Source organism: Bradyrhizobium sp. DOA1 (assembly GCF_001593325.1).
Classification (GTDB): Bacteria; Pseudomonadota; Alphaproteobacteria; order Rhizobiales; family Xanthobacteraceae; genus Bradyrhizobium.
Map to the genome: position 1 here is coordinate 1,664,831 of NZ_JXJM01000001.1, position 26,988 is coordinate 1,691,818.

Sequence of the window (26,988 nt, forward strand, 5' to 3'; positions counted from 1 at the left end):
GGGCAAAGAACAAGCCTCGTTTGGGAGACATCAGACCCGCGTGAAGGCGATTTTTCCGCTCAACGCAAATAGTTATGCGCTGGCGCGCGATCAGTGCCGCAGCAGCTCCGGCTTGCGGATGGTTTGTCGGAGCTCGGCGCCGCAATCGGCGCATTCATAGACAAAGTCGATCTTGGCGAGGCTCCAATGCGGTTCGACCTCACGCACGTACATCGGCAGGAACCCCATGCAGGTGGGGCAATTCACGGGCGCGATATCGACATCCTGATGATGCTGAACATAAGCTGGCATCTCGGCTCTCCTTCGCAGACGACGACCAAACCCCGCGTCAACGCTACTGCCACTTGCGCCAGGCCCGTCATCAACTTTTCCGAACAGAGGCGGAACGGCGCGGGTTTGTCGTTCGCTGTGACATTCTTGTTACGTGTCTGTACTGTAACGGGCGGACCAAATGCCTATTTCAAAGGCCAAATCGATCGCTGAGATTCACTGCAACGATAAGGGAGCAAGCCCATGACGCATGCCATTCGCTTTCACAAGACCGGCGGCCCGGAAGTCCTGGTCTGGGAGGAGGTCAGCGTCGGCAAGCCCGGTCCGGGCGAAGCCCGCATTCGCCACACCGCCGTCGGGCTCAATTTCGTCGACATCTATAATCGCTCGGGCCTTTATCCGGCGCAGCTGCCGAGCGGGCTTGGCAGCGAGGCGGCCGGCGTCGTCGAGGAAGTCGGCGCAGGCGTCACCGATCTGAAGCCAGGCGATCGTGTCGCCTACGGCGCCTCACCGCTCGGTGCCTATTCCGAGGCCCGGCTGATCCCCGCCGATCGCTTGTTGAAGCTGCCTGATGGGGTCGACGACAAGACCGCAGCGGCGATGATGCTCAAGGGGCTGACGACACAATATCTGATCCGGCAGACCTATCAGGTGAAGGCCGGCGATACCATCCTGCTGCATGCCGCGGCGGGCGGTGTCGGCCTGATCCTGAGCCAGTGGGCCAAGCATCTCGGCGCAACCGTGATCGGCACCGTCAGCAACGACGAGAAGGCCAAGCTCGCCAAGGCGCATGGTTGCGATCATGTCATCATCTACACGCGCGAGGATTTCGTGAAGCGCGTCGACGAGATCACCGGCGGCAAGAAGGTGCCGGTCGTCTATGATTCCGTCGGCAAGGACACGTTCCTGAAATCGCTGGATTGTCTCGCGCCGCTCGGCGTTGCCGCGCTGTTCGGCCAATCCTCCGGCGCGGTGGAGCCGCTCAATCTCGGCCTGCTGGCGCAGAAAGGCTCGCTCTACGTCACGCGGCCGACGCTCTTCACCTATGCCGCCAAGCGCGAGAGCCTCGTCGCAATGGCGGCCGAATTGTTCGATGTCGTCAAGTCCGGCGCAGTCAAGATCGAGGTGCACCAGACCTATCCTCTGAAGGACGCCGCCAAGGCGCATGCCGATCTCGCCGCGCGCAAGACCACAGGATCGACCGTGCTCATGGTGTGATGTCCAGCTGAGCGGCGTGACGCAGGCTGCCGGCTTCCGTCACGTCCGTTCGTGCTTGCGCAGATCCCAGGCGTGATCGAGGCTGGCTGCCTGGAGGTCGATATCGTCAGGTGCAATCTGGGGCAGGGCGGCTTCGGCCAGAAGCGTCTCGGTCACGTCTTCGACGGAATTCTCAGCGATTTCGTGGATGAACGAGACGTTTCGGTATTCGCCCGAAGCGATGCGGGAGATGACTTCGCGCCGCGTGATTTCGGGATCGACGACCGCCTCGCGGCCGCGCCGGCCATAGTCGATCATCACGACGAAATATTGCATGGAACCTGCCGCACGCCAATTGAGGTGTGCGGCAGAGTATTTCTGAAAAACAGAATGAAGTCAAGTATGATTTCCAAAAATCGGAAATCTGTGACTTCTATTTGCCTTTCTTGCGAGGGCGTGCCGACTTGGCGCGCAGCCGCTCGAGCTGTCCCTTGGGCATCGAGAGGCAGATCTCGCCGACCCAGTCGAGCTTCACGCCGACGATCGGCTTGGCATTGAAGCTGTTGAGATTGACGACGGACGGGCTTTTCCCGCGCTCGATGGTTTTCAAATAGCGCTCGCCGGTCTTGAGCCGGACGACGGCCTCTTCGCCGTAGAAGCTCGACAGCGGATGACGCTGGTCCTTGTAGACCACGATGACGTCGCCGCTCTCGTATTTGGGCAGCATCGAATCGCCCACGATCTCGAATGCGATCGTCTCTTCCATGATCGGGAAGGGCAGCGCGATGTCGCCGAGCCCCTCCGGCGGAACCTGTTCATAATCCGGTTCGATCACCGCACCGGCGCCGACGCGCCCCATGATCGGCGCGAGATTGAGCTCGAGATATTCCATGATCGGGATGATCTCCGAGGCCTTCACCAGCCGTTCGCCGCCGAGGATCTCCGAGACCGCGCCGGGCCGTACGCCCATGGCCGCCGCCAGGCCGCCCTTGCTCTTGCCCGTTTTTTCCAGGCCCCGCTCAATCATTGCAACGTCCAACATGGTGATTCCCTCGATTGCACCGTCTTGCTCTTGTAATCCGAAATTCGGAATTATTGCAATTATGAATATCAGAATTATTGCTTGACTTCAGTTTCGGAATACCGGAATGTGCCCGTCGCCACCCGATCCTGGGATCGGAGCAGGCGCATCACAGGACAGCAGCATGGAACCGGGCCATTGGCCGTCGGAGCACTCCGACGCGCTTCGCGATTATTTTCTCAAGGGCATGTCTTATGCGGAGATCGGAAGGCAGATTAACGCAAGGTTTGGAACGGCTTACACGCGCAGCGCGGTGGTCGGCCGTGCCAAGCGGCTCCGGCTCGTCGTCCCGCAATGGATGACGAGCCCCTCGCTCGCGCCATATTTGCCGGGTGAAGCACCTGTTTCGCCACGCCGCGCGGTGCTGCCGAACCTGAACGTGCCGCCGAAATCCGCAATGAAGCCTGCGGCGCCGGTGAAGTTGCGCTGTGTCGGCGTCCAGCCGCGCCTGATCCAGCTGGTCGAACTCGAATCTGCCGACTGCCGCTATCCCTATGGCGGTGACAAGGACGGGGAGGAGATCGCCTTCTGCGGCCATCCGCGCCAGCCCGGCTCCAGCTATTGCGCGCCGCATGCGCGTTTGACGCGCCGCTCTGGAACTGGGGCCGCGCGTGTCGCCGGTCCCGTCGTACTGAGGCTGGTCTCTGCGGCCTGACCTCGTGCCATCCGTTCAATCGTCAAATTCGCAAGGAGCATCCGAGTGGCACGTGCCCGACGCAACAAGTCCTACAAATTGGCGACGATCTACGACCGGCGGTCCCGCGACGTGCCGTTCAATGGCGAGGTGGCCGAGGTCGAGATCGATAATCCGCTGGCGCTCGATCCCGGCGAGAAGATCGTCGCAATCCGATCGATCCGCAGCGATCCGCTCGGCCGGCTGCATGCGCATCACCAGATCGATGAGGCACAATACCGCGGCGGACGCGCCTTCCAGAACGATTGGGAAAGGGCGGAGCGAGGACCACAGGCCATGGATCCGACCCGCGAATATGTCGATGGCGCGCGCACGCGCGAGCCGGTCACCGAGAGCCAGCGTCAGGCCGTGCTGCGGCTGAACAGGGTCGAGCGCGAACTCGGCACCGACGGTGCGGCATTGGTGCACGACGTGCTGGTGCTGGGCTTGACGATGGATCAGATCGGGCAGCGTCGCGCCGTTCGCACGCAGCGCTGGAACGACTATTTTGCGCGGCGTTTTCGCGAATGCCTGGACCGCCTGGCGCTGATCTACGGATTCGCCACAAAAGCGGCGATCTCACGAGCGGAACAGCGCAAATGACGACGGCATACCCGCGGTTTCCGCCGCGGGCATGCCGTCTGCCGATCACGGATGCGGTACGATCTTGTAGGGTGTCGTATAGGGTTCGACACGGAGCGAGGCGCTGGCCAGTAGCCCGATCTTGGCGGTCGGCGCCTGTTGCAATTCGCCGTTCGGGCCGCGATGCACGTTATACTGCCAAACGGAGAGATCGCCCTTCTGAGCCAACGCATGCGCAACAGCGCTCGCGTCGTTGCCGCCGAGCGCCTGAAGCTCTTCGGCCGACAATCCGACGACGATTTCGTCCTTGATGGTGACGATCTTGAACAGGTTCATCTTGGTCTCCTGCGCCCATGCGCCTTGGGTCGAGAGGATGAGAAGCGCGACCGCGGCGCCCTTGATGAGATCGCAGCGAGAAAGCATGTGGTCGTCCTTTGGTGGTGGCACGCGCCCAGATCATGAGTCTATCAGCCATGGCGCCGCGATCTGCGTGGCCGTTCCGCAACCGCTTTGTCGTTCGTGCCTGAACAAGGGTTCACCGGTGGAAGACAAATCGGGGCGCTGAACCTCGCTGGGAGCCCGTCAAAACGGGGTGCTTCCAGAGGACTTAAGGAAGGCATCGTCTCTGGCGCTTTGCAAGTCGGTCGACTCACCGCGTCTTAGGGGCGGGCAGCCGACGTTCATGTTATTGAGGATACAACCGCGGAAGCGCCACTCAACACATACGTGCATAAGCTGCCCGGCGCCAACTGCCTGCAAACGTCTATTCACATCGGAAACAAAGGCGAAACACTGAGCCGATTGACGGCAATCAAGTCTGTGTGCGTGATCGATGCCGCTTCTTGACGCAGGTGGGTGACGGCCATCGATATTCCTGTTATCCGGAATTGCCGGGGTGCGATGCGGACCGAGCATCGCTGCGCCGGCCGTTGGGCTTGCCGGAGGGGTTGTTCCTTGTCATACTTACAACCTGTTCGGCTAGGCCAACCGTTCCGGATACGGAGTTCGGCCTGTTGTCGAAGAAGCAGAGATCTGATGGTCGCCATTGCATTCGGTTGCGGCATTCGGTTCTCGCATGCGACTTCGACTCCGGAACGTGAAGGACCGATGCTTGCCATAGGTGCGAGATGAAGAACCTCAATTTCGCGGCTGAACTGCACCTCAAGCTCGGCGCACCTGCGACCGGTACCGTCGAAAGCCTGCGCCTGCTCCGCGCGTTCCTGAAGCTTGAGCCTCGGCAGCGTTTCGAGGTCATCAAGCTCGTCGAAGACCTCGCCACCGAAGAAGCCCTTCCCGAACATCCCTTGTCCTGAGCCAGGCCGCGCCGGCTCTTCGCCCTTCATTTCCGCCAGATCCGGCGAACCGGACTACGTTTGCTCCGAAGGCTGACCGCTGGAAGGTGGTTGGGCAAATGTGGTATTCAGTCAGAAAAAGGGAGGAGTGCGACCATGATCGAACCGAAGCTCGAAGTTCCGGCCGAACTGCGCGACTTGGCCGAAAAGACGATTGACCAGGCCGAAAAGGCCTTCGGCATGTTTTTCGAGGCGGCCACCAAATCGATGTCGACCGTTCCGGGCGCAGGAACGGAGGTTTCGAAGCAGGCACTTGCTTTCACCGAGCAGAACATGAAGTCGGCATTCGAGCATGCGCGCAAGCTCGTTCACGCCACGGACCTACAAGAAGCGATGCGAATCCAGTCCGACTTCCTGCGCAGTCAGTTTACCAGCGCTGGGGACCATATGCGCCAGATGTCCGGTAGCTTCATGCAGTCGGGCAAGGGCAAGTCCTGATTCTGTTGGTGCCGCGCTGCGTGCCCACAAATTGGTCTTGCGCAGCGGCAAGATGCGCATTCTGCTCCGGGAGCAGGTCCATGACGGGCCACCGGATGGACCTCCATTCGCCGTCCGTCATCTTTTCTGCTGATCCCTGTCGGTCCTCCGGCAGGGATTTGCAGTTTTTGGGAGACCCGCAATCGATCGGGGCTCTAGCGGCGCAGCGATCCGATATAGGCCGCGATATCGCCGGCTTCGATCCGGCTCAAAGGAAAGTTCGGCATCTTCGGGTGCGGATCGAGCAGGAAGAAGGCGAGCCGCTCCGGACTGAAGTCCGGCCTGCGTGCAACGGACGCGAAGGAGGGCACGTCCACGCTCGCTTGCGTCTGGCCGTTCGCCACCACGTGACAACTCGCGCACCAGCGCTTGGCGAGGTCGGCGCCCTGCCTGGCGTCGGCGGCGAGGGCAGGCGATATGTCAAGGCCCACGATAGCGGCAAGCAACGGGCAGATTCGTCTCAAATACCGGTGCATCGAGCAACCCTACATGCGTTCGATCGCGGCCGAGGCGCTCATCCGCAGCATGATCCCGGAAATTGCGAGAGATCGATGCGGGCGATGACCGACCGCAGCAGTCTGCGAATCGAACGATAGAGGTGCCGTACGAAAGCCGGCGTCCTTGCCGCGGGCAACCGTGGGCACTTCGTATCAAGACTTTCGGTATAATGCGACACGTGCCTCTCCGAGCTGGCGAGGCCCTTCCTATCCCGACTGGCCCGGAGCGGCCTTGATCTGCCGCAAATGGGCGTTCGGCTAATAGTCGCCGGGGTTCATGATCATCGGACTTTTCGTATCGGCTGGCGCGAGCGCGCTGCTGGCACTGTCGCGCAGGAAGCGGTCGAGCGTCGCCTGGATCTTCTCCTTGACGGCGTTGGGGCCGCGATCGCTCATCTCGCTGTGCTGAGCACCGGTATGGACGATGTCGATTCCGCGCGCTTTGGCCTCTTCCGGCGTCGGCAGCACGCCTGGATCGGTCACGAAATGCGGGTCCTTCGAGCGGAACGACAGAATCTTCATGTTGTCGCTGAGCACGAAAGGCACCCGCAGATTGTCGAGCGTGATCACCTTCGACACCAGCTCGGGGTGCTGGTGGGCGACGTACATCGAGACGTCGCCGCCGTTGGAATGACCGACGAGGGTGATGTGGTCGTAGTCGGCGTTCTCCTGCCGCCTCTTCAGCTCGCTCAGCACGAACAGAATGTTGGCCTCGCAGCGGATATAGACGTCACGGCGCCCGACATATTGCTGGCCGACATGGGTCATCAGCGGCGGATCGCTCGGCAGATCCTGCTGGATGCTGGCAACGAGATAGCCGCGTGCGGCGAGCACGTTGGCGAGAAAGGAATACTCGGTGGCCTTGACGGTGTTGCCGTTGCTGATGATGGCGAGCGGTAGCTTCCAGAGGCCGAGATTGGCTTTGGTCTCGTAGTCGCGCCGCACCGCGAGCTCGACCGAGATCGGCCGTTGGCGCGACGCGTCGAGCAGGGTCAACGTCTCATGACGGATCGCGAACCGGCTGACGACGAAATATTGGCCAACGCCAAGCACGCAGAGAAACGCCAGGATCGCAAACACCCTCTTCATGACTTCGTCTCAAATCACATTCCACTGAACATGGTCACCGGGAACTCGCGGTTCGAGCCACCGTGAGCAGCTTACGGGATTAAATTTAGGCAAGTTTGTGAGCCAGGCCGCGACGGCGCCGCATGTCGGGCGCCGCAGCGCCAAGGACTAGAGACAACCGGCCTTGCCGCGTTCGGGGCAGAGCCGCAGTGCGCTCGACAATGTGAGCAGGAAGCGCGGGCTGCGGCGCTCGTTGTCCGGCGCCCGGTAGCTTAAAGGGACGGCTACGCCGAGATCGGCCTGGAGATCGTCCGGCAGGAAGAAGCGCACGCCCACCCCGGCCGACGTCAGCGCCAGACCATCGCTCAAACGGTAGCCGTGGTTCCAGACCGCGCCAGCGTCGCCGAAGGCGTAGAGTTGATAGCCGGTCCAGTAGCGAAAATCGAGCTTCTGGTCGAAGCGCAGCTCGAGCGAGCCGGCAAAACCGTTGTCGCCGCTGATCTCGGCCGCGCCATAGCCTCGGCCGAAGGCGGCGCCGCCGAGATAGAACTGCTGTGACGTGAACAATGGCCGCGATGCCGTCTGGCTCGCCGCCGAGAGCTTGATCGACCAGGCGTCGTCGAGCGTCTGGTAGCGCGTGAACCAGAGGTTCAGCACCGAGAAATTGGACGACGCGCCGATGCGGGACAACAGATCGTCATCGAAATGCGAGGCCCCGAAGATGTCGAGGCCCTGCCGATAGCTCAGAGTCGCGAAATTGGTGCCGCCGAAGCGATCCTGAAGCCTGTAATCGGCGGTCACGCTCGCCGTCCTGATGTGGTCGTTGTACCAGGGGCCGTAGAGGTCGTGCTCGGAGACATTGCTGAAGGTCGCCGCCGCAGTCAGGATCAGCGAGGAAGATTGCGACTGCAACGGGGCGATGCCGGCACGCAGCTCGAAGGCCTCGGTCGTGGTGATGTCGCTGTCGAGGCGGCGCGTATCGCCGGGCCGGACTGCGCTGTACAGGACCGATGCACCAAGGCGTACGCCATCGACGCCGACCGGCGCATCATAGGACATCCGCGCGAAGCCGAGCTGGCGCGGATCATTGGCGATGGTCGACAGGTTGACCGCCAGCGTGTCGCCGGGCGTGAGATAGGAGTTGAAGGCACCGGTCGCGTAGGTCTGCCACGGCCCGACCGACGATGATCCGAGATTGTCCAGGCCAAACGACGAGAACACGTGCCAGGTCTTCAAATAGACGACGAGACGGAAGCGGCCGGTCGCGCCGCCAATCTCTTCCAGCGCGGTATCGGTGATGCGGACACCCGGCCTGCCGTTGATGAGGAAAAGCTGGCGTTCGAGCGTTGCAAGGCGCGACGGATGCTCGGCCAGGACCGGCCCGAGCATCGGCCTTACACCGAATTGTTCGGCGCCATCGCCCTTCAGCTCGGCTTGCACGATGGCGCCTTCGATCACCTCAATCCGGACACGGCCGTTAGCGATGTCCTGCGGCGGCACGATCGCCCGGCTCAGGTGGAAGCCGGCTTCGCGGTAGAGATCGCTGATCGCGCCGGCAATTGCGGCGAGATCCGCCTGCGAGACCTTCTTTCCCAGATGGGATTGATAGATTTCGGCGATGCGATCGCGCGAGACGGCGTGGGCGCCGACGACGTCGATTCCGCGGAGGACGAATTGCGGCCTGGTGTCGCCACCAGTGTTCGGTTGCCCGACCGAGGGAAGCCTGACCGGGGGGCGGTTGAGTGTTTCCCGTTCGGTTTGGTTTTCAAAGTATTTCTCGGGCTGACGCGGGTCGAAACCCGGCTGGTTCGCCTGTTGTGCGAAGGACTGCGAAACTCCCGCAAAGATCGTTGCCGACAGTACCACGGCGGTAAGGAGATGCTGCCGCGCAGCACGCGCAGCGAACCCGTCTCCGTAGTTTGACGGAGAAGTTCCTATCGGACGGTAAGGGTTCGTTAGCTGCATGATTTTTCTTAGTTTTTTATGGTCAATGATTGGTTAATGCGGCGTCTTCGCTGGTCGCGTCCCGCTAATTCTCTCTTGAGTGATTTCGGATACGCGTGAGGTCTGGCTGTCACGCGGATCGAGGGATCGTCATGTTCGGTAGAGTTGGAGTGCAACGCGCCTTGCTGGCGGCGTTGATGCTGGGAATGGCATCCGGGGCATGCGCCGCCGAGAACGGCGTCTGGTCGGTGAGCAAGTCGACCGGCGAGGTCTGGGTCGCCGGCAGCGGCGCGCAGCAGGTGTCGCTGACTCAGGAGGCGGCGCTCAAGCCCGGCGACACCATTCGTACCGGACGCAACGGCCGCGTGCTGCTCGTCCGCGGCGAGGAGACGATCCTGATCTCGCCCAACTCCGTCGTCGGCCTGCCGGCCGAGCAGAAAGAGGGGCTCTCGACCACCATCATCCAGCAGGCGGGATCGATCCTGCTCGAGGTCGAGAAGCGCAACGTCAAGCACTTCGAGGTCGAGACGCCCTATCTCGCCGCCGTCGTCAAGGGAACGCAGTTCAGCGTCACGGTGGGAGCGGCCAGCACCAAGGTCGGCGTGCTCCGCGGCCAGGTCCAAGTGTCCGACTTCAAGACCGGACAGATCGCCCAGATCATGCCCGGACAGGCGGCCACGGTGTTCGAACATGGCAAGCCCGGTCTCAGCCTGAGCGGTGCGGGCACGTTCAGCCCGATCGAGCAGGGCAAGCCGCGCGCTCCCACGATCGACCGCATTCCTGTGCCGAAATCCGGACTGACGGCACCGCGCAATGCCGCCAGCGGCCATGCGATCCACGCGCTCGGTCCGACCGACAAGGGGACCAAGGCGGCCAGCCCGCCGAAGTCATCGCATCAGGCTGCCGGAGGCCAGGTCTCCAAGCCTGGCGTCGTGCGCATCTCGACGTCGCTCGGTGAGGTCAAGCTGAATGTCCACAAGGCCACGCGTGGGCTCGCCCACAGCGGCCATGCGCCCGGTCATGTACGCAGGGCCAACGCCAGCGCGGAGCCCAGCACCGTCTGGAGCGGTGGCAACACCAGCACCCCAGGGTCCAACAGCGCCGTCCAGACTGCGCTGACGACGAGCGGTGCGGCGTCGGCCGGCAGTGCGTCGAGCGCCGGCGCAGCTAGCGCCGCTGCGGCCGCAGGCGCTTCCAGCGACAGCCCCGGCGCCAGCAAGGGCAATTCCGGCGGCAACGGCAACAATGGCAACGGCAACAACGGCAACGGAAATAACGGCAACGGCAACGGCAATAGCGGAAACAACGGCAACGGCAATAGCGGCCACGCCAACAATGGCGCCACTGGCAACGGCAGGGGCAACAACGGTAACGGCAATGGAAATGGCGGCGGCAATGGCAGCAATGGCCATGGCCAAGGTCATGGCAATAGACGCTGAGCCGGGGCCTCAGCGGCGGGGGAGGATCGGGTGAAGCGTTACCGGCCGCATATTCTGGTTGCGATCGCGCTCGCGGTCGTGCTGTCCACGGGCTGGCACGGCGCGCTTCGCAATGCGATCACCGACCTCAGGTTCGGCTGGCAATCGCGTACTGCCAGCGGCAATGTCGTCGTGGTCGCCATCGACGCGCCCTCGATCGAGCAGATCGGCGTCTGGCCCTGGCCTCGCCGGCTGCACGCGGAGCTTCTCCACAGGCTGGAAGCGGCCGGCGCGCAGGACATTGCCTTCGACGTCGATTTCAGCTCGCCCTCGGATCCCGCTTCTGACGAGGCTTTCGTCAAGGCGCTGCGCGAGGTCGGTGGCTCGACGATCCTGCCGTCGTTCAAGCAGCCCGCGCCGAATGGCGGCGTAGCTCATATCAATCGTCCGCTGAAGCCATTCAGCAATCAGTCATGGCCGGCCGTCGTCAATGTCGCGATCGAACGCGACGGGCTGGTGCGCCGTTATCCGGTCAGCGAGAGGCTCGGCGATACCTTCGTGCCTTCGATGGCTGTGGTGCTGGCCGGGCAGGACGCCAATCGGCGGCCCCCCTTCCTGATCGACTTCGGCATTCGGGCGTCCTCCATTCCGACTGTCTCCTATATCGACGTGCTGCGCGGCAATACCGCGGCCCTGGACAAGCTGAGAGACAAGAAGATCGTTGTTGGAGCGACTGCGCTGGAGCTTGGCGACCGGTTCAGCGTTCCGAATGGCCGCATCGTCGCGGGACCCGTGCTTCAGGCGCTCGCGGCGGAATCGATCCTCCAGAACCGGATGCTGCGCTGGACCTCAGACGCCGGCATGATGCTCGGCCTCGGCGCGATCTGCCTGTTGATGATCTATTCATGGCGGCGCTTCGCGCCGGGCATGCGCGTCGCGATCTTGCTTGCTGCCGGCACGGCCGCCGAGCTGGTCGCGGTCCTCGTGCAGGCGAGATGGCCCTTCGTCATCGACACGTCGCTGTTTCATATCGCGATCGTTGCTTATCTGACGGCGATCGCGCTGGACGAGCTCGATTTCCGTGGCCTCCTGGGGCGTATCGCAGAGAGCCGCTTCCATCGCATCGCGATGTCGCTGGGCGATGGTCTTGTCTGCACCGACGAACAGCACCGGATCACGGTCTGGAATCCCGGCGCAAGCGCCATCTTCGGCTACATGCCGGCTGAGATGATCGGTCGCCCTTTCGAAACGCTGTGCGCCGCGCCGGCAGATGGCGAGGTGAGGCCATCCATGCATGACGCAGCGCGCCAGGCGCTCCTGGTTCCCGGCGGCGCCGTCGTCGTCGAGTTCGAAGGGCGACGCAAGAACGGCGAGACCTTCCCCGTCGAGGCGAGCTTCTCGGGCTGGCAGGGAACGGACGGCTTCCAATATGGGGCAATCCTCCGCGATATCTCGGTGCGCAAGCGCGAGGCCGAACGCGTCAAATATCTGGCCGAACATGATGCGCTGACGGGCCTTGCCAACCGCAACGTGCTGCATGCCTCGCTCACTCGTCTGATCACGGCGGCTGAGCAGCGGTCTTCGAACGTCGTGCTGCTCGTGCTCGGGCTCGACGGCTTCCAGCAAATCAACAACATGCTGGGCCACGCCGCGGGCGACCTCGTGCTGTGTGCGGTGGCCGAGCGTCTGACGATCGAAGCTGGCCTAGGAGCGATCGTCGCGCGCCTGAGCGGCGACGAATACGCCGTCGCGCTCGATTGCGCGCAGATCGGCGAGCCGACTGCCGAATTCGCCGAGCGGATTGCGCGTGCATTCGAGGCGCCTCTCGCAACGGCCACGCGGCAGCATCGGGTCAAGATCAGCCTCGGCGTTGCCGTCTATCCCGAAGGTGGACGCAACGCGGACGACCTCTTGAGCAACGCGCACCTCGCGCTGACCAAGGCGAAGCTGACGCGGCGCGGCAGCCATGTGATCTTCGAGAGCGCCATCAGGCAAGAGCTCGAAAGCCGCCTGACGCTCGAGGGCGAACTCGCGCTTGCCGCCGATCGCGGCGAGTTCGAGCTGTTTTACCAGCCCCAAATTCGCCTTCTCGACGGCAGCCTTATCGGCGCCGAAGCGCTCATCCGGTGGCGGCATCCCCTGCGTGGTTATGTCTCGCCCGCGGAGTTCATGCCGGTGGTCAACAGTTCGGCGCTGTCCGAGCGCGTTGCGAATTGGGTGATGGAAACCGCCTGCCGTCAGGCGCGTGCCTGGGAATTGTCCGGCAACGACGTGCGCGTCGCGATCAATCTCTCGCCTTCCCAGCTTCAGTCCGGCGATCTCGCGCATGCGGTTGCGGCACTGCTCGACAGCACGGGGCTTACCCCCTCGCTGCTCGAGATCGAGGTCACCGAAGATATCCTGCTCCATGACGAAAGCCGCGTGCTCGACATGTTCAAGCGGATCCAGCAGCTGGGTGTCCGCGTCCTGTTCGACGATTTCGGCACGGGCTATGCGAGCCTGAGCTACCTGAAGAAGTTTCCGCTCGACGGGCTCAAGATCGACCGGTCGTTCGTGTTCGGCCTGCTCGCGAACTCCGACGATGCCGCGATTGTCGGCTCCACCATCGGGCTCAGCAAGCAGCTCGGCCTCACGGTGGTAGCCGAAGGCATCGAGGACCGCGCCACCGCCGACTTCCTGGTGAGCATGGGATGCGAGGAAGGGCAGGGATATTTCTTCGGCCGCCCGATGCCGGCAGAGGCATTCGAGAAGCAGTTCCTGACGGTCGAGCTCGAAGCCGTCAGCGCGGCCTGAGCAGCCGGCTCAACGGCGGCGCGCCACTGCGACCCCGAACAGGAAAGCGACGAACAGGCTGGCGAGCGGCGCTTCGCGCGTGATCGCTGCGACGGTTGCGAGCGGCCGGCCCGGCTTTCGCGCTTCCTCGATCGCTGAGGTCAGCCGATCGACCGCTGCATGCAGGCCTCCAGCAACTTCACCGACCGTCCGCGACACATCCGTCGCTGCGTCGATGGCGCGCTCAGCCACGCCGGGTTGATGATTGGACTGCGGTATCTCGGTGCTCAAGCGCGACCTCCAAGCATGAGGATGGAGGCCGACACCTTTGGCTATCCGCGCGAGCGCTCGTTTTGAACAGCGGGTCTGACGACCTTTGGCTATCCGCGACAGGCGCCGTTGGTTTTACGGCGGGTGCCGGCCTTGGATGGGCAATTCAGCGCGCCGCATTTTGTTCCGGACTGATACTGCGACGGCGGATCTCCCCGGGAAACGACGGGTGCGAATCTCTGTTAGGCTGGCGGTGGCTTTGCTGATGTCAGGAGACAGCCGTGACCGATCGGACCGTAACGGATCGAACCCGGCGCATCGCCTTGCTGGGAGCGCCCATCGACATGGGTGCTTCGCAGCGCGGTACCTTGATGGGACCGGCGGCGCTACGCACCGCGGGTCTTGCGACACTGCTCGAGAGCCTCGATTTCGAGGTCGCCGATTACGGCGACCTTTCGGTGGCCGAGATGCGGGACTTCACCGACAAGCCGCCCGCGCAGGCCAATCATTACCGCGAAATCCAGCGCTGGACGCGCCTATTGAGCTGCAGAGGCTATGAGATCGCGAAAACCGGCGCGCTGCCGATCTTCCTCGGCGGCGATCACACGCTGTCGATGGGCTCGGTCAATGCGATGGCGCGCCACTGGCAGGAGTGCGGCCGTGAATTGTTCGTGCTCTGGCTCGACGCCCATGCCGACTACAACACGCCGGAGACGACAATCACGGCCAACATGCATGGCATGTCGGCGGCGTTCCTGTGCGGTGAGCCCGGCCTCGATGGTTTGCTGGGCGATGATCCGCGTGCCTCGATCACGCCTGACAGGCTCGATCTGTTCGGCGCGCGTTCGATCGACAAGCTCGAAAAGGAGCTGATGCGGGCGCGTCGGATCCGGGTCGTCGACATGCGCCAGATCGACGAGTTCGGCGTTGCCGTCCTGATCCGGCGCGTCATCGAGCGGGTGAAGGCAAGCAACGGCGTGTTGCATGTCAGCTTCGACGTCGATTTTCTCGATCCGTCCGTGGCGCCGGGCGTGGGCACCACGGTGCCGGGTGGCGCGACCTATCGGGAGGCGCATCTGATCATGGAACTGCTGCACGATTCCGGCGTGGTCGGGTCGGTCGACATCGTGGAGCTCAACCCGTTCCTGGACGAGCGCGGCCGCACCGCGCGCACAGCGGTCGAATTGATCGGGAGCCTGTTCGGTCAGCAGATCACCGACCGGCCGACGCCGAGCAATGCGATTGCACCGGGCGAGTGAAGCGGCAGGCGGCTGGCGGACCCGCGAAACGTCGGGCGGATTGAGCTTACCGAGTTGACCCGTTGCAGACGTCCCCGCATCTCCTGATGCAGAGAGCCTGGTGTGTGATCTGCGCGAGGTTTGATCTGAATCAAGCAACCGAAACAGCGAAACAGGCATGGCGTTTCGGCGTGCGGCATTCATAGCTCTTCGCTAACTCCTCCAGTAAGGGGCCGCCTCATTGCTGGCCTCTTCAAATCCCAAACGCCGATCTCTGCTGCTGGCCCTCGGCCCGCCGCGTACAAGGTTGTGGGCAGGCCGCAAATCTACGGGAGCGCGAATCGAATTGCTTTTTGTTATTGTGGGAACGCGAATCGGAGGCGCGATGCGAGACCCGAAAGCCAAAGAATGGTCGGAAGCCGAGCTTCGGCTCCTGATCAAGATGGTCAAACATCGCGCCAAGTCAGCGGAAATAGCCAAAATGCTTCGAAGACATGTGGGGTCTATCAAGCGCACCGCTCGCGACCTTGGGCTTCTGCTGCGAAAATGAGCCCATTGGCGAGAGCGACCTCGCAAATCATGCCGGCTACCCTGGGCCGCCTTTTGACCCGAAACGGTCGTTTTGACTTAAATCAACGCAAGCTAACCGGCATCTCCTTTCTTGCTCCGGATGAGGTACTCGGAGCCCAAGAGATTCAACGTCACGCCTGCGGTTCGTCGCGCGATGATCGCGACGAATGATCAGAAAGTGTTTCGCATTTATGGGCCGAACGGTAGCGCATGGAAGTGCGAACGCAATGGCGTCTCGCCTCGCATGCTCTGGAAACTGCTCGCGAACGAACTGATAGAGGACGAACCACAGACAGCCGTCACGATCGCTGTGCCCGCAACCATCCGCATGCGCCTGAGTAAGGTTGGGCTGGACATTCTAAAAGCGAGTTTAGACGGAAAAGCATGAGGCCAGTCGCCTCGGCTGGACGGTTAGGAGACGGGCAGCGCGCGAAAGCGATGCCGAAAACTCGCCTGGTTCGGATCGCCTGCCTGCACCGGATCGCGCCCAGAGGCCTCGAGCGCGACGAAATCAGAGTGCATCGTCACCGCGCCTTTGGCTGTTGTTGGAGCACGATCCTGTCGGAGAACGGCTCTTTTCGGGATCGTGCCCTAGCGCAAGGGGCTGCAGTCCAGCACCTTGATCCTCCCGGCAGCGTCAAACGCCATAAGCGCACTCATCACGCCCGTGCTGGTGGCGTACGAAATCACGGTTCCGCGGTCCGAAGGGTTGAGATCGTCCAAGGTGCCTGCCGGATATTTTTGGAGGCGATCGGTCCAATAGGCACGAAGCGCCGCGCGGCCGGTGATGGTTTGGACGCCGCAGCAACCGCAATGCACCACGGCATCGTCGGCATGAAGGTCCAGGATCGCTTCGATATCGCCGGCGCGATAGGCATCAAGCCAGTCGACCGCAACGGCCATCGGGTCATAGGGGATATTTGTCACTTGCTACCGTCCAAACTGATCCAAGCCAGAGGAACCAAATCGACCGATTGTATTTTATTATCCCACCCGGCCACGGCCATATGCCGAAGGACTTAGAAACCGGGCCGAGGCAAACTCGATGTTGGACGCATCCGCCAAGCAGGGGATCCTCAAACCGATCCGGCTTGTGCTCTCTGACCGGCAACCGGTCGTCCTGCAGGGACTGAGGTCGATCCTCGGGACACTGCAGGACTTCGATGTTGTGGCGTCGACCAGCGATGGGACAAGCTGCCTGCATGCCATTCGGGACTTGGCGCCCGACGTCGCGCTGATTGCCGATACCCTGCCGGACCTGACGGCATCCGACATCCTCGCGATCGCGAAAGCCGAGAAGCTTTCCACCCGCCTGGTGTTCTTTACGGAATCCGACACCAACCAAGCTCTGACCGCCGCAATCGCCACCGGCGCCTGCAGCGCCATTTCGAAGTATGTTGCCCCCGGCACCATGCTGCGATCACTGCGGCTGATGGCGAAAAGCGGTGTGTCGCTGGAGCAATCCGATCTCTCGCCGACCGGCAAGGAGGCTGACCGCGACGGCAAGATCGAAAAGATGCTGGAGCTATTGACGCCCCGGGAACGTCAGATTGTCCGGCTGGTCTCGGAGGGAATGTCGAACAAGGAGATCGCGCGGACGCTCGATCTCTCCCACGGAACCGTCAAAGTCCACCTGTATAATATCTTTCAGAAGCTCGAAATCACCAACAGAACTGTGCTTGCGACCATCTCGTTGTTGCAACGCACTTCGGGCTTCAGCACGCTCGCTGTGGCCTTTCTGGCGTTTGCAATTGCCGACGAACTCAAGGCCGCGGACGCAAACGACATGCTTGGGCATGGCGATGGCCCCGGCCAGAGGGACGAGCACGCCGGATATGAGGTCTGGAAGAAGGCCATTCTCCAACATCTCATCGTCTCGAAATCGGGCGGGACGCCCGCGTCCACGGAGAAGGACTTGCTTGCCAAGGCAGTCCAGGCCACCGACCCTGCGGCGGCAATGGAAGCACTCCGCGCGGCCGAGCAACTGCTGGGCCCGAGATTTTGGAAAGAGGGGGGTGCGGTCGGATCGGGCACGAACAATCTTCCTGCGCATCTCCCGGCGGCAATTACCGCCACAGGGACTGGAGGCGGCGTAGCCCCGGAACATCAAATCCCGCAGCCTGCTTCCAATTCGATGTCGATTCATGGAGGCTATGGCACCTTCGCCGCTATCGCCGGTGCGTTGATCTACGCCTTGAACGATCCGCAGCTCGCGCAGGCGCATGAGTCGGGTCAGGCAGCGATTGACGACCTCCTGGCCAACATTGGACACAATGCGACCACCACGCTAGCCGCGATCACGCACGTCGACACCAACCACGCAGAGAAGTCGGCCCCGGAATTCCCTGCGCGCGATGTCAGCCCCCATTCTTCCTTTGTGGTCCCTGCAAACAACGTCACGCAAGAAGGCGTCCAGGTCCAGGCGGGCCCGGACGCTGCGGGTCATACGCTCCAAAAGTCTATCGGCCTATCGGACGCTGGGCACGATTCCGGACCGGACGGATCTGGCCGCGACCAGTTGATGGGAGGCAACGTTGAAGACGTTGTCCATCGCGCTCCGATCGCTTCGAAGTCTGGGTTTTCCGATGCCGCCCCGGATGGCGTATCCGGGCCGGACAGGCTCAACCTTGCAGCTTTCGGGGCGCTTGCCTGGCTGCATCTGACGGCGGCAGCCAAATCCATCCCGCCACACACCCTTGCCTGGATCTACGATCCCGCAACCAATCAAACGATCGTCTATGTCAACCCGACCGATCGTGCCCTTGATGTCGGAGATCACGGCCTGCTGGAATTCCATCTGCAGGGAATTGTAGCTGTCGCAGAGTCCGGGGGCACTCACCCCTCAGAAGCCGTTGCTGTCGCGGTCACTTTGGAGCAGCTCGAACAAGCGCTGATAACGGCGATCTCAACCGATGAGGCTGGGCTGAGTCTCGACGACAGTCATGCGAGCGAGAGCTTGCCTGAGGCGGCCGGCTTTTGGAACGGTTCGGCCGATGACGGCTGGAACTTCCACGTCCCACACGTTCGAACTGGCTTCGGCACGTCGGCAAATTCCAGCGCTGCCAGGCGCGACTCGGCGGACACAGCGGAGGAGAGTGCCGGTGCGTCCAGCGTGACAGCCTACGGATCATCAACGCCTCCGGCCGTCGAAACTCTCACTTCGAAGAATGGACCGACGAATCCGAACGCCGGTGCTCCTTCGACCACGCAGAAGGAGATTGTCCCACCAGGCCTCGACACGGCCGGCGGGACCGGCCCCGGTAACTCGGACCACGCGTCGGACCAGGGACAGTCAAAGGGCGCGGCCGCAGAGAAGACGGAGTCTAAACCTGGTAACGGCGTCGGGAATGGCAATGAGCACCATCACGACAGTCCACCCGGGGCAGCGAAAGCGGCAAAGGCCGGGGGCATCGAACACAGCAATTCGGGCCATTCAGTTTCCAACAAAGGTGCGGAAGCAGGCGAGAGCAACGCAACGACCGGCAACACGAAGGACGGTCACGCGCAGCACGCTGCGAAGCCGGGGTCCGGAAAGCCGGAAGCGACCGAGACGCCCGAAACAAAGGCCAAACCGGGTCACGGCGCGGGCCATGGCAATGAGCACCAATCACAGGCTCCGGAGACTCCGCCAGCAGGAGAGACGAGGAGCGCCGGCCACAGCGAATCGAGCCACTCGGCTTCTAAGAAGGAAGCGGAAGCAGGCGAGAGCGATCCAAATACCGGAAACACGGAGCACGGTCACGCGCAGCACGCTGCGAAACCGGGGTCCGGGAAGGCGGCCGCGAACGAGATGGCCGACACAAAGGCCAAACCGGGCAACGGGTTCGGGCATGGCAAGGAGAACCATTCTCAGGCTTCAGACGCGCCGCCCGCCGTAGAGTCCGGCGCCGCAGACCACGGCAATTCGGGCCACCCTGCTTCAGCCAAGGGAGCGGAAGCAGGGGACAGCGACGCAAAGACCAGCAACTCAGAGCACGGTCACCCGCAGCATGCTGCGAAGCCGGGGTCCGCAAAGGCGGCAGCCACCGAAACGGCCGAAACAAAGCTGAAGCCGGACAACGGCGCGGGACATGGCAATGAACACCATGTCCAGGCTGCGGACACTCCGCCTGCTGCAGCGAAGACGGCAGAGTCCGGCGGAGCGGATCACGGGAATTCAAGCCATTCAACTTCTGCAGAAGGAGCGGAAGCAGGCAAGAGCGTCGCAACGAGCGGCAACAATGACCACGGCAACGCGAAGCACGCTGCGGAGGCGGGGTTTGCAAAGGCGACGGACGTAGAGACGGCGGAAGCCAAGCCCAAGCCAGGCAACGGCGCCAGCCATGACGATGAGCACCAACAGGTGACCGCAGCAGACGGGTCCGATCACGGACAATCGCAGCGTGATTTGCACGTTTCGGAGAACGGCGCAGCTGCCGGTAAGCAGCAAGCCGAGCACGATTCAACTGAACACGAATCAAATCCCGGAGAATTGCATCGCGATTTACGCGCCTCCAAGGACGTTTCCGCCACTGCCGAGCAGCAGGAGAAGGGAAATGGACCCGGAAGCCATGCCGATGCAGGGCAATCGCAGCGTGACTTGCACGAGGCACATTCAAGCGCCTCTGGGAACGAGGACGCGGGGTCGAGCCAAAAGGATGACCGCGCCGACCGAGCCGCCGCCGACACCGGTCCCGCACAAAAGGCAGCTGCGTCCGAGCCCCGGGATTCCTTTCATTTCAGGAATGATCCGGCAGAACCCAAACATTCTGATGATGCTGGGGTTGGCCACGGACCCGACACACTCGAACATGGTCGGCACGATGCCGGACATCATGGACTTGCGCTGGACCAGGCAGCAGACTTGATCGGCCCTTCACACGCAGAGCAAAGCGCCTTTGACCACCCAAACGCCGCTGAGCACCATCTGCCGCATCATTGGCTTGTGTAGGTGACCGACGCCTCTAGAGCATTTTCGGTTCTGATTGAATCAGAACCGAAGCTCTAGATTCTCCTTTTGACGCGTTCTCTTCACGCGAACCGGTATCCACTTCGCTCGAAAACGCTCTAGACGATAAAGTCCGTCGCATGCAGGTCTGCCGTTTGGACGCCCTGCAGCGTTATCGTATCGCTGGCCGTCAGGTGGATGACCGCATTGCCCGAGCCGTCGTCGCTGATCAGGCTCTCCAGCGCAGCCCAATCCGCAAAGCCGTAGTCCTGGACGTCGATCAGATCGTGCTCCGCCGCCGTGCTGCCGACGATGCTGTTGCCCTGACCGAAATCCTGGATCAGATCCTGGCCCGAGCCCTTGTCGAACGCGAAGATGTCGCTGTTCGGTCCGCCCCACATCTCGTCATTACCGCCTTTGCCGTTCAGGACGTCCCTGCCGCCCGTGATCGAACCCGGCGCGGCGGGATAGTAGTGCCGGGCGTCACCAACCAGAATGTCGGCGTACGTTCCGCCCGTAAGGACGTCGTTGCCGCCCTCCGCGTTGCCGGACATGGAAAAGGCATCGCCGACCATCAGGAAGGAATAGTAGTGGAGGTTGCCGTGGAGATCGACGACGGTCAGGGTATCGTTTCCACCACGTGCATCTCCTGAGAGCTCATGCGCATCGCCGTACAGGTTTCCGCCGCCAGTCTGTGCTTCGTTCCCGATCGTGAAGATGAGGTTGTCGTTGCCGCCGCGCGCGTGATCGGTCAGGCCGCCGGCATCGCCGTGCAGAACTGCCGAGCCAGTCAGGCCGGTCTGGAGAGCGAGCAGCGTATCATTGCCGCCACGGGTATCCCCGGACATGGCTCCACCATCGCCGACCAGCGTGTTCAATGACCGGCCGCCGAAGGCGCCGATGACGGTGTCGTTGCCGCCCTGCACGTGATCAGACATGTCACCCCCGGCGTCGCCATAGAGTGTGAAGCCGTTCCAAATCGAATTTTCGCTGTCGCCGATCACCGTGTCGTTGCCGCCCCTGGCATGGCCGGACATGGATTGAGCATCGCCGTGGACGATGACGGTGTTCAGCGAGCCCTCGATGTTCACCCTGAGTGTGTCGTTGCCGCCCTGGGAGCGATCCAGCAGGACCGCTGTATCGCCAACGAGAATGAGGGACGTCATGCTGTCGACGTCGACTGTAATGGTGTCGTTGCCGCCATGCGCATTGGCCGGAAAATCGGGATCGCCGAACAGGGTTTCGAAGCTCATTTCCGGGATGGACAGGGCGATCGTATCGTTGGGCAAACGGCGCATGGCAAATTCCATTCATGAGCAAGCACAGGAATATCGCGTGCGAAGCACGGCAGCCCGCGCTTCGAGGACGAAGTTATCTCGGGTTGATGACGGAGGTTTGCCGATTACTGGACTTGATTGCGACCGGCAGTGGCCCGCCTCCGCCCCGGCCTAGCCGGCCGGAACCCCCGATCGAGCGGGAACCCGAGAGCCGTGATCTGCATTAACCTGTGATAGGAAAATAGCGGATGCTTCGATGACAAGTGGTCGTTTCGCGAATTCCATGTCCAGCGCGCTCCGCCACCCGGGCGTGATCGCGTTGATCATTGCGGCAGTGACGATCGCAGCGATGTTGATCGTCGACCACGGCCCTTGGAGCCGAGCCAAGACCCAGCCGGCTCATCTCGCGATGTACGGAACCACGGGAGAGGCGGCGCGCGCCGCAGGTGCCGCGGTGCTCCCGACCGAGCCGAAGTCGCCGCTCGAGCCGGCGCGCCCGAAGACCTCGCCGCTCATCAATCCCGTGACGCCTTAGCTCCCGCGCCAGTGAACTCTCGTCAGCTTTTACGCCCGTAATTGAGCAATCCGCCGCTGGTCTTCGGTGGATGCGCCCGCAAGGCTTCCTCGTTGGGTTCAGTGCCCCAGCCTGGGCGGTCAGGCACGACCAGATGACCGTTCTGGATTTCCGGCTCGTGCGTGAAGAGCTCGTGGTCCCAGGCGAGGCGGTCGATATCGATCTCCATGATGCGCAAGTTCGGCACCGCGGCGCAGAAATGCGCGTTCATCATCGAACAGAGATGGCCGTAGAAATTATGCGGTGCGACGTTGACCTCGAACGCCTCGGCGGCAGCGGCGATCTTCATGGACTGCCAGACGCCATTCCAGGGCGTATCGATGATCGCGACGTCCATCGCCTGCTCATGGAAGTAAGGCAGGAATTCGCGCAAGCCGAGCAGCGTCTCGCAGGAGGAGATCGGATGCGGGCTCTGCCGGCGGATGTAGCCGAGCGCCTCCGGATTGAAGCTGTCGATCTCGATCCAGAACATGTCGAGGTCGGCGATGGTGCGCAGGATCTTCAGATAGCCTTCGGTCTTGGCGTTGAAGTTGCAGTCGAGCAGGATATCGACGTCGGGGCCTGCGCCGTCACGGATCGCTTCCAGATGCATGCGCAGGTCGCGGAGGATCTTGCGATCCACGTTGATCTCGGGCGCGAAGGGCGAACCGAAGCCCGGCCGCCAGCCGGTGGGCTTGCCGTCGTCGTAGGAGAAGATGTTGGTCTTAAGCGCGGTGAACTTCTTCTCGCGGACCTCGCGGCCCATCGCCTTGACGCCATCGAGGCTCTCGATCGGCGGCTTGTACCAGGAGGGGTGATTGATCCGCCACGTCGCGCAATGCGACCAGTAGACCCTGACCCGGTCGCGGATCTTGCCGCCTAGCAGTTCATAGCAGGGCACGCCGAGACACTTCGCCTTGGCATCGAGCAGCGCATTCTCGATGGCGCCGAGGGCCTGCGCCACCACGCCGCCGGCGGCGGGCCGCGTCGCCGCGAACAATTCGGCATGGATGCGTTCGTGCTGGAAGACGTTCTGGCCGATGACGCGGGCGGACAGGCGCTGGATCGCAGCGCCGACGCCGGGCGAGCCAAAGCCCTCGTCGAACTCGCTCCAGCCGACGATGCCGTCTTCCGTCGTCAGCTTGACGAAGTGGTAGTTTCGCCAGCCAGCGTCGCAGGCGAGGATTTCGAGACGTGTTGCTTTCGAGGATGTGGTCATGGCGCTCCCTGGCCCCTGCTTGTTGTTCTTGTTGGCCGCTCGCGAGCTCGGCCCCAGTCCGCATTGTTAAGCCAAGGCTTGGCCGCCGTGAAGCCCGGCGAGGTGTCGCCAAAAGCAGCCTGTTTTGCCGCAAACCCCGTAGTTTGCGGTGGGGACAGCAGGCCCAGTCCCACGTTTTTTGGCCACAATCGGGGCCGACGATCTCCCCATGAAATTTCTGGCCATGATCTCGATTCTGGCGCTGCTCACGATGGGCGGAGCCGCTATTTCCGATCAGGTTCTGACCGCCGATCAGCACGTCGCGCGAGGGGTGCAGTAGCGCGGCGCGCGTAAATCGTAAGGGTCAGCCGATCACGGACGAGCCGAGCAAAGCGAGGACGGCCAACGCCATCACCGCGGTGCCGAGCCAGCCCAACGCGACCAGCCATGAGCGCGCCCTGAAGCGCCCCATGATCGCGCTGCTCGAGACGATCACCATCATCATCGCCATGATCGGCACGGCGACGATGCCGTTGAGCACGGCGCTCCACACCAGCATGTGAATCGAGTCGATCCCGGTGAAGCCGAGGCCGAAGCCGATGATGGTCGCGGCCGCGATGATCGTATAGAACCCGGCCGCCTTTTCGGGCTTGGCCTCCAGCGTGGCGCGCCAGCCGAAGATCTCGGCGACGCCGTAAGCCGCCGAGCCCGCGAGGACCGGGATTGCCAAAAGGCCCGTGCCGATGATGCCGAGCGCGAACAGCGCGAAGGTGAAATCGCCGGCGAGCGGCCGCAGCGCTTCGGCGGCTTCCGTCGCCGAATTGATCTTGGTGACGCCGTTGGCATTGAGCACCGAGGCGGTGGTCAGGATGATGAAGAAGGCGATGCCGTTGGACAGCAGCATGCCGAAGATGGTGTCGACCTTGATGCGGTCGAGCTCGTGGTGGCCGCCGCTCGGCAGATCGCGCAGCGGCTTGTCGCGCTTGCCCTGGTTCATCTCCTCGACTTCCTGCGAGGCCTGCCAGAAGAACAGGTAGGGACTGATGGTTGTGCCGAGCACGGCGACGACCATCAGGAAATAGTCGGCGCTGACATTCGGCGTGGGCCATACCGCTGCGAGCAGCGCCTTGCTCCAAGGGATCTGCACGGTGAAGGCGGTCGCGACATAGGCGAACAGGGCCAGCGTGAGGAATTTCAGCACCGGAGAATAGCGGCGATAGGGCAGGAAGATCTGGAGCAGGGTGGAGCCGGCCGCGAAGATCAGCGCGTGTTCGTGATGGAGCCCGCCGATCACGAGCGAGAGCGCCTCCGCCATCGCGGCGATGTCGGCGGCGATGTTGAACGTGTTGGCGACGACGAGCATGGACACGAGCGCGAGCACAGCCCAGCGCGGCGCCAGCTGCATGACGTTGGCGGCGAGCCCCTTGCCGGTGACGCGGCCGATCTGCGCACTCACGAGCTGGATCGCGATCATGAACGGCGTGGTCAGAAACACCGTCCAGAGCAGCCCGAAGCCGAATTGCGCGCCGGCCTGCGAATAGGTGGCGATGCCCGAGGGATCGTCATCGGCCGCGCCGGTGATCAGGCCCGGACCCAGTCTTTGCAAAAGCGTTGGCGCGGATTTGGTCGGCGTGAGGGCGCTTTTGCTTTTGCTCATCGACGTAGTCTCGGTCCGGGAAAGAACGGCATATCCCTAACAAATGCTAGCGACGGAACGAAAGTTCCCAAGACACGATCTGACGCGTTTCTGAATATACGAAATTGTGGTTGACCGTCGGGCAAAACGGGTGTATAAGGACATCATCGCCAGCGGTGGCCATGCAGGCCCGCCGGCAGTCCCAGCCTACTTCACGCTGACGAAGATGCCCCAGGCGGCGGCCAGCGCCGCGCCGGTGAAGACGAGCACCGGATTGTCGCAGAACGTGCTGCCATATTTGCAGACGTCCGCGCCGAACTGTCCCAGCTCATGGCGGCCCGCTGAGTAGAACAGTCCCGACAGTCCCAGCAATGCAGCGGCGATGTAGTACATCGACGATCTCCAGCTTGCTCCCGCGTCCGACGAAAGCGCCTGTGCCAGCATGATGCGAAGAGCTTGCATCCTGCCGAATCCGGCCGGTTGCATTTGACTCAAATGATCGGCGCGGGAACTGCTGGACCGGTCGTCCATTAATGCAACGGGTAACCAGACAGGGATCAGGCATGGGCATCGAACGGATGCACCCTCCGCGCTACTGGCTGATGCGGGCGGAAGAATTCCGCACCAAGGCGGATGCCTGCGAGTTTGCCGAAACGCGGGACACGCTGCTCAAGATAGCACAGAATTACCTCGATCTGGCGCGCCGGGCGAAGCGAATCCGGACTGTCGACGACCTTGATGCGCAGATGCGGCAGGATACCGGCCAGGCGCAGGGCTGACTTCAAGCGAGCCGCGATAACACGTGTGATTGGAACTATTGTCCACTTTGGTACTTAGGAACCCGCATTGGTGAACTAAGAGATTTGAGTCGTGAGCGATCCAAGGGAAGCAGAGCATTTCGTGCCCGGCCGCCCGCAGCCGGGACCAACCTGTCCGAATTGCAAGACGCCGTCTCGCTATATAACTTCCATGCTCGACGTGAAGCGCGACAGGACGGTCCTGATCTACCGCTGCGATTCCTGCCAAGAAGAGATATGGCGGTGAGCGCGTGTGCAGCCGAAACGGCTGTAACAGCAGCAGGAGAAGCGTGATGCAGGATTACCAGACGCAGCTCGAGAAGCTGCGCAAGGACGCCGCCGAATGTGCCCTGATCCGCGACCTCGCCACCGACAAGGCCAAGCGCGAGCTGTTCGAGCGGATCGCGAACCATCTGACGGTGCTGGCGGATCAGGTCGAGCAGGCGATGAATGACCGTACCAAAGGTGCCGTGGCCTGAGCTTTCCCGCACAATTACGGACCGTAGTCGGCCCGACGTGTTCCCGGGCCGGGCTTGTGATCTGCTGCGCTCACCTTGGAATGGATGCCGCCGTGCTCTTGCATCCCCGAACGACGGAGCCGGTCATGCCGCGTTATTTCTTCGACTTGCTGGAAGGCGACATTCTCGCCGTCGACGAAGAAGGCCTGGAGCTGTCGAGCCTGCGCGCCGTGCAGGCCGAAGCCGCCAAGTCGCTCGCCGACATGGCCCGCGATGCGGTGCATAGCTTTCCGCCCGCCACCGGTCAGCAACACATGGCGATCGAGGTCCGCGACGTCTGCGGTCCGTTGATGCAGGTGAAGTTCTCGTTCGAAGTCGAACGACTGCGGGCGTAAGCTCTCGTAAGATCCTGGGCAGGCGTTCGATGCAAAAAAGGCCCCGCAGCGCGGGGCCTTTTGTCTTGTGATCCGGTAAGGCTTATCGCCGCGTGCCGGCGCCGTAGAGCTCGCGCTCGCGGCCGATGTCTTCCGGCGACAGCGGCGGGCTTGCCGCGTCGAAATCGTTCCAGCCGGACTTCTGCCAGGCCGCGCTGCGCTCCTGAAGGTTGACGGACCTCTCGTGCAGCAGCGCATCGAGCCGGGCGCGATCGGTGTCCGCGACCCGCGCGGAGACCAGCGTGCCGCCGCGGCGAACGCCTTCCGCGTAGCGCGAGGCGTCTTCCTTCGACACGCCT

26 protein-coding genes and 1 pseudogene are annotated in these 26,988 nt (G+C 62.6%); 13 read left to right on the top strand and 14 right to left on the bottom strand.

Annotated elements, in window-relative coordinates; genetic code table 11:
* Positions 1–90: 90 nt before the first annotated feature.
* Positions 91–291: a hypothetical protein gene (locus tag SE91_RS07740; protein WP_060736655.1), complete on the bottom strand. Its 201-nt coding sequence runs from the start codon at positions 289–291 to the stop codon at positions 91–93.
* A 222-nt stretch (positions 292–513) separates the two neighbouring features.
* Between SE91_RS07740 and SE91_RS07745 the strand changes: the two genes are divergently transcribed.
* Entirely contained in the window at positions 514–1,488 is a 975-nt protein-coding gene (locus tag SE91_RS07745; protein ID WP_061847154.1) for a quinone oxidoreductase family protein, read from the top strand.
* 39 nt (positions 1,489–1,527) lie between these two features.
* On the opposite strand, the gene SE91_RS07750 is transcribed toward SE91_RS07745, so the two are convergent.
* Both SE91_RS07750 and SE91_RS07755 read right to left on the bottom strand, forming a co-directional pair.
* Positions 1,528–1,803, bottom strand: coding sequence for a hypothetical protein (locus SE91_RS07750; RefSeq protein ID WP_061847155.1), 276 nt, complete (start codon positions 1,801–1,803; stop codon positions 1,528–1,530).
* Between the two features lie 97 nt (positions 1,804–1,900).
* Entirely contained in the window at positions 1,901–2,509 is a 609-nt protein-coding gene (locus tag SE91_RS07755; RefSeq protein ID WP_011088876.1) for a S24 family peptidase, read from the bottom strand.
* Positions 2,510–2,672: 163 nt separating this feature from the next.
* Between SE91_RS07755 and SE91_RS07760 the strand changes: the two genes are divergently transcribed.
* Positions 2,673–3,203, top strand: a complete 531-nt coding sequence (locus SE91_RS07760) for a GcrA family cell cycle regulator (protein ID WP_008555772.1) — start codon at positions 2,673–2,675, stop codon at positions 3,201–3,203.
* A 45-nt stretch (positions 3,204–3,248) separates the two neighbouring features.
* A complete protein-coding gene (locus SE91_RS07765) occupies positions 3,249–3,824 on the top strand; it encodes a hypothetical protein (RefSeq protein ID WP_061847156.1) in 576 nt (191 codons plus the stop codon).
* A 45-nt stretch (positions 3,825–3,869) separates the two neighbouring features.
* On the opposite strand, the gene SE91_RS07770 is transcribed toward SE91_RS07765, so the two are convergent.
* Complete coding sequence (locus SE91_RS07770) at positions 3,870–4,226, bottom strand: hypothetical protein (protein WP_008555768.1); 357 nt, start codon at positions 4,224–4,226, stop codon at positions 3,870–3,872.
* Positions 4,227–4,930: 704 nt separating this feature from the next.
* Between SE91_RS07770 and SE91_RS37515 the strand changes: the two genes are divergently transcribed.
* Together SE91_RS37515 and SE91_RS07780 are read left to right on the top strand one after the other, a co-directional pair.
* Positions 4,931–5,116 carry a hypothetical protein gene (locus tag SE91_RS37515; RefSeq protein WP_008555766.1) on the top strand — a complete coding sequence of 62 codons (186 nt, stop codon included), beginning with the start codon at positions 4,931–4,933 and terminating at the stop codon, positions 5,114–5,116.
* Between the two features lie 135 nt (positions 5,117–5,251).
* Positions 5,252–5,593 carry a phasin gene (locus SE91_RS07780; protein WP_008555763.1) on the top strand — a complete coding sequence of 114 codons (342 nt, stop codon included), beginning with the start codon at positions 5,252–5,254 and terminating at the stop codon, positions 5,591–5,593.
* Between the two features lie 194 nt (positions 5,594–5,787).
* Here the strand turns inward: SE91_RS07780 and SE91_RS07785 are convergent, their stop codons facing one another.
* The 3 genes from SE91_RS07785 to SE91_RS07795 form a co-directional block, all read right to left on the bottom strand.
* Positions 5,788–6,108, bottom strand: coding sequence for a c-type cytochrome (locus SE91_RS07785; protein WP_061847157.1), 321 nt, complete (start codon positions 6,106–6,108; stop codon positions 5,788–5,790).
* Positions 6,109–6,387: 279 nt separating this feature from the next.
* The gene (locus SE91_RS07790; RefSeq protein ID WP_060736652.1) at positions 6,388–7,218 is read right to left on the bottom strand and encodes an alpha/beta hydrolase; all 831 of its coding nucleotides are present in this window, start codon (positions 7,216–7,218) and stop codon (positions 6,388–6,390) included.
* Positions 7,219–7,365: 147 nt separating this feature from the next.
* Positions 7,366–9,162, bottom strand: coding sequence for a ShlB/FhaC/HecB family hemolysin secretion/activation protein (locus tag SE91_RS07795; RefSeq protein WP_061847158.1), 1,797 nt, complete (start codon positions 9,160–9,162; stop codon positions 7,366–7,368).
* A 131-nt stretch (positions 9,163–9,293) separates the two neighbouring features.
* Here SE91_RS07795 and SE91_RS07800 point away from each other — a divergent pair, with 131 nt between their 5' ends.
* Together SE91_RS07800 and SE91_RS07805 are read left to right on the top strand one after the other, a co-directional pair.
* Positions 9,294–10,580: a FecR domain-containing protein gene (locus SE91_RS07800; RefSeq protein WP_061847159.1), complete on the top strand. Its 1,287-nt coding sequence runs from the start codon at positions 9,294–9,296 to the stop codon at positions 10,578–10,580.
* 30 nt (positions 10,581–10,610) lie between these two features.
* Entirely contained in the window at positions 10,611–13,352 is a 2,742-nt protein-coding gene (locus SE91_RS07805) for an EAL domain-containing protein (RefSeq protein WP_061847160.1), read from the top strand.
* A 9-nt stretch (positions 13,353–13,361) separates the two neighbouring features.
* Here the strand turns inward: SE91_RS07805 and SE91_RS07810 are convergent, their stop codons facing one another.
* On the bottom strand, positions 13,362–13,622 hold the full coding sequence (locus tag SE91_RS07810) for a hypothetical protein (protein ID WP_008555749.1): 261 nt from the start codon (positions 13,620–13,622) through the stop codon (positions 13,362–13,364).
* A 260-nt stretch (positions 13,623–13,882) separates the two neighbouring features.
* Between SE91_RS07810 and rocF the strand changes: the two genes are divergently transcribed.
* Complete coding sequence (rocF, locus tag SE91_RS07815) at positions 13,883–14,860, top strand: arginase (protein ID WP_060736649.1); 978 nt, start codon at positions 13,883–13,885, stop codon at positions 14,858–14,860.
* Positions 14,861–16,000: 1,140 nt separating this feature from the next.
* Here rocF and SE91_RS07825 read toward each other — a convergent pair.
* Entirely contained in the window at positions 16,001–16,312 is a 312-nt protein-coding gene (locus SE91_RS07825; RefSeq protein WP_245318399.1) for a nuclear transport factor 2 family protein, read from the bottom strand.
* 142 nt (positions 16,313–16,454) lie between these two features.
* Here SE91_RS07825 and SE91_RS07830 point away from each other — a divergent pair, with 142 nt between their 5' ends.
* On the top strand, positions 16,455–20,339 hold the full coding sequence (locus tag SE91_RS07830) for a LuxR C-terminal-related transcriptional regulator (RefSeq protein WP_061847161.1): 3,885 nt from the start codon (positions 16,455–16,457) through the stop codon (positions 20,337–20,339).
* Between the two features lie 116 nt (positions 20,340–20,455).
* Here SE91_RS07830 and SE91_RS07835 read toward each other — a convergent pair whose 3' ends face one another.
* Entirely contained in the window at positions 20,456–21,634 is a 1,179-nt protein-coding gene (locus SE91_RS07835; protein ID WP_061851037.1) for a calcium-binding protein, read from the bottom strand.
* Positions 21,635–21,869: 235 nt separating this feature from the next.
* Here SE91_RS07835 and SE91_RS07840 point away from each other — a divergent pair, with 235 nt between their 5' ends.
* A complete protein-coding gene (locus SE91_RS07840; protein ID WP_061847162.1) occupies positions 21,870–22,148 on the top strand; it encodes a hypothetical protein in 279 nt (92 codons plus the stop codon).
* Between the two features lie 22 nt (positions 22,149–22,170).
* On the opposite strand, the gene SE91_RS07845 is transcribed toward SE91_RS07840, so the two are convergent.
* From SE91_RS07845 to SE91_RS07855, 3 genes are all read right to left on the bottom strand, one after another.
* A complete protein-coding gene (locus SE91_RS07845; protein ID WP_061847163.1) occupies positions 22,171–23,385 on the bottom strand; it encodes a mandelate racemase/muconate lactonizing enzyme family protein in 1,215 nt (404 codons plus the stop codon).
* A 343-nt stretch (positions 23,386–23,728) separates the two neighbouring features.
* On the bottom strand, positions 23,729–25,021 hold the full coding sequence (locus tag SE91_RS07850; RefSeq protein ID WP_061847164.1) for an NRAMP family divalent metal transporter: 1,293 nt from the start codon (positions 25,019–25,021) through the stop codon (positions 23,729–23,731).
* Positions 25,022–25,207: 186 nt separating this feature from the next.
* Entirely contained in the window at positions 25,208–25,393 is a 186-nt protein-coding gene (locus SE91_RS07855) for a hypothetical protein (protein ID WP_061847165.1), read from the bottom strand.
* A 170-nt stretch (positions 25,394–25,563) separates the two neighbouring features.
* Between SE91_RS07855 and SE91_RS07860 the strand changes: the two genes are divergently transcribed.
* The 3 genes from SE91_RS07860 (at position 25,564) to SE91_RS07870 (ending at position 26,650) form a co-directional block, all read left to right on the top strand.
* Complete coding sequence (locus tag SE91_RS07860) at positions 25,564–25,779, top strand: hypothetical protein (RefSeq protein ID WP_008555699.1); 216 nt, start codon at positions 25,564–25,566, stop codon at positions 25,777–25,779.
* 311 nt (positions 25,780–26,090) lie between these two features.
* Positions 26,091–26,276, top strand: a complete 186-nt coding sequence (locus SE91_RS07865) for a hypothetical protein (RefSeq protein WP_061847166.1) — start codon at positions 26,091–26,093, stop codon at positions 26,274–26,276.
* A 125-nt stretch (positions 26,277–26,401) separates the two neighbouring features.
* Complete coding sequence (locus tag SE91_RS07870) at positions 26,402–26,650, top strand: DUF6894 family protein (RefSeq protein ID WP_060737839.1); 249 nt, start codon at positions 26,402–26,404, stop codon at positions 26,648–26,650.
* An 82-nt stretch (positions 26,651–26,732) separates the two neighbouring features.
* Here SE91_RS07870 and SE91_RS07875 read toward each other — a convergent pair.
* Positions 26,733–26,988: pseudogene (locus SE91_RS07875) on the bottom strand (hypothetical protein); the annotation flags it as partial.

Excerpts from the sequence above, each read along its gene's own strand:
- SE91_RS07785 (WP_061847157.1), bottom strand. The coding sequence starts at position 6,108 with ATGCACCGGTATTTGAGACGAATCTGCCCGTTGCTTGCCGCTATCGTG.
- SE91_RS07855 (WP_061847165.1), bottom strand. The coding sequence starts at position 25,393 with ATGTACTACATCGCCGCTGCATTGCTGGGACTGTCGGGACTGTTCTAC.
- SE91_RS07800 (WP_061847159.1), top strand. The coding sequence starts at position 9,294 with ATGTTCGGTAGAGTTGGAGTGCAACGCGCCTTGCTGGCGGCGTTGATG.
- SE91_RS07790 (WP_060736652.1), bottom strand. The coding sequence starts at position 7,218 with ATGAAGAGGGTGTTTGCGATCCTGGCGTTTCTCTGCGTGCTTGGCGTT.
- SE91_RS07755 (WP_011088876.1), bottom strand. The coding sequence starts at position 2,509 with ATGTTGGACGTTGCAATGATTGAGCGGGGCCTGGAAAAAACGGGCAAG.
- SE91_RS07750 (WP_061847155.1), bottom strand. The coding sequence starts at position 1,803 with ATGCAATATTTCGTCGTGATGATCGACTATGGCCGGCGCGGCCGCGAG.
- SE91_RS07745 (WP_061847154.1), top strand. The coding sequence starts at position 514 with ATGACGCATGCCATTCGCTTTCACAAGACCGGCGGCCCGGAAGTCCTG.
- SE91_RS37515 (WP_008555766.1), top strand. The coding sequence starts at position 4,931 with ATGAAGAACCTCAATTTCGCGGCTGAACTGCACCTCAAGCTCGGCGCA.
- SE91_RS07840 (WP_061847162.1), top strand. The coding sequence starts at position 21,870 with ATGACAAGTGGTCGTTTCGCGAATTCCATGTCCAGCGCGCTCCGCCAC.
- SE91_RS07740 (WP_060736655.1), bottom strand. The coding sequence starts at position 291 with ATGCCAGCTTATGTTCAGCATCATCAGGATGTCGATATCGCGCCCGTG.
- SE91_RS07795 (WP_061847158.1), bottom strand. The coding sequence starts at position 9,162 with ATGCAGCTAACGAACCCTTACCGTCCGATAGGAACTTCTCCGTCAAAC.
- SE91_RS07830 (WP_061847161.1), top strand. The coding sequence starts at position 16,455 with ATGTTGGACGCATCCGCCAAGCAGGGGATCCTCAAACCGATCCGGCTT.
- SE91_RS07845 (WP_061847163.1), bottom strand. The coding sequence starts at position 23,385 with ATGACCACATCCTCGAAAGCAACACGTCTCGAAATCCTCGCCTGCGAC.
- SE91_RS07770 (WP_008555768.1), bottom strand. The coding sequence starts at position 4,226 with ATGCTTTCTCGCTGCGATCTCATCAAGGGCGCCGCGGTCGCGCTTCTC.
- SE91_RS07865 (WP_061847166.1), top strand. The coding sequence starts at position 26,091 with ATGCAGGATTACCAGACGCAGCTCGAGAAGCTGCGCAAGGACGCCGCC.
- SE91_RS07835 (WP_061851037.1), bottom strand. The coding sequence starts at position 21,634 with ATGCGCCGTTTGCCCAACGATACGATCGCCCTGTCCATCCCGGAAATG.
- SE91_RS07780 (WP_008555763.1), top strand. The coding sequence starts at position 5,252 with ATGATCGAACCGAAGCTCGAAGTTCCGGCCGAACTGCGCGACTTGGCC.
- SE91_RS07825 (WP_245318399.1), bottom strand. The coding sequence starts at position 16,312 with ATGGCCGTTGCGGTCGACTGGCTTGATGCCTATCGCGCCGGCGATATC.
- SE91_RS07860 (WP_008555699.1), top strand. The coding sequence starts at position 25,564 with ATGGGCATCGAACGGATGCACCCTCCGCGCTACTGGCTGATGCGGGCG.
- SE91_RS07870 (WP_060737839.1), top strand. The coding sequence starts at position 26,402 with ATGCCGCGTTATTTCTTCGACTTGCTGGAAGGCGACATTCTCGCCGTC.
- SE91_RS07850 (WP_061847164.1), bottom strand. The coding sequence starts at position 25,021 with ATGAGCAAAAGCAAAAGCGCCCTCACGCCGACCAAATCCGCGCCAACG.
- SE91_RS07760 (WP_008555772.1), top strand. The coding sequence starts at position 2,673 with ATGGAACCGGGCCATTGGCCGTCGGAGCACTCCGACGCGCTTCGCGAT.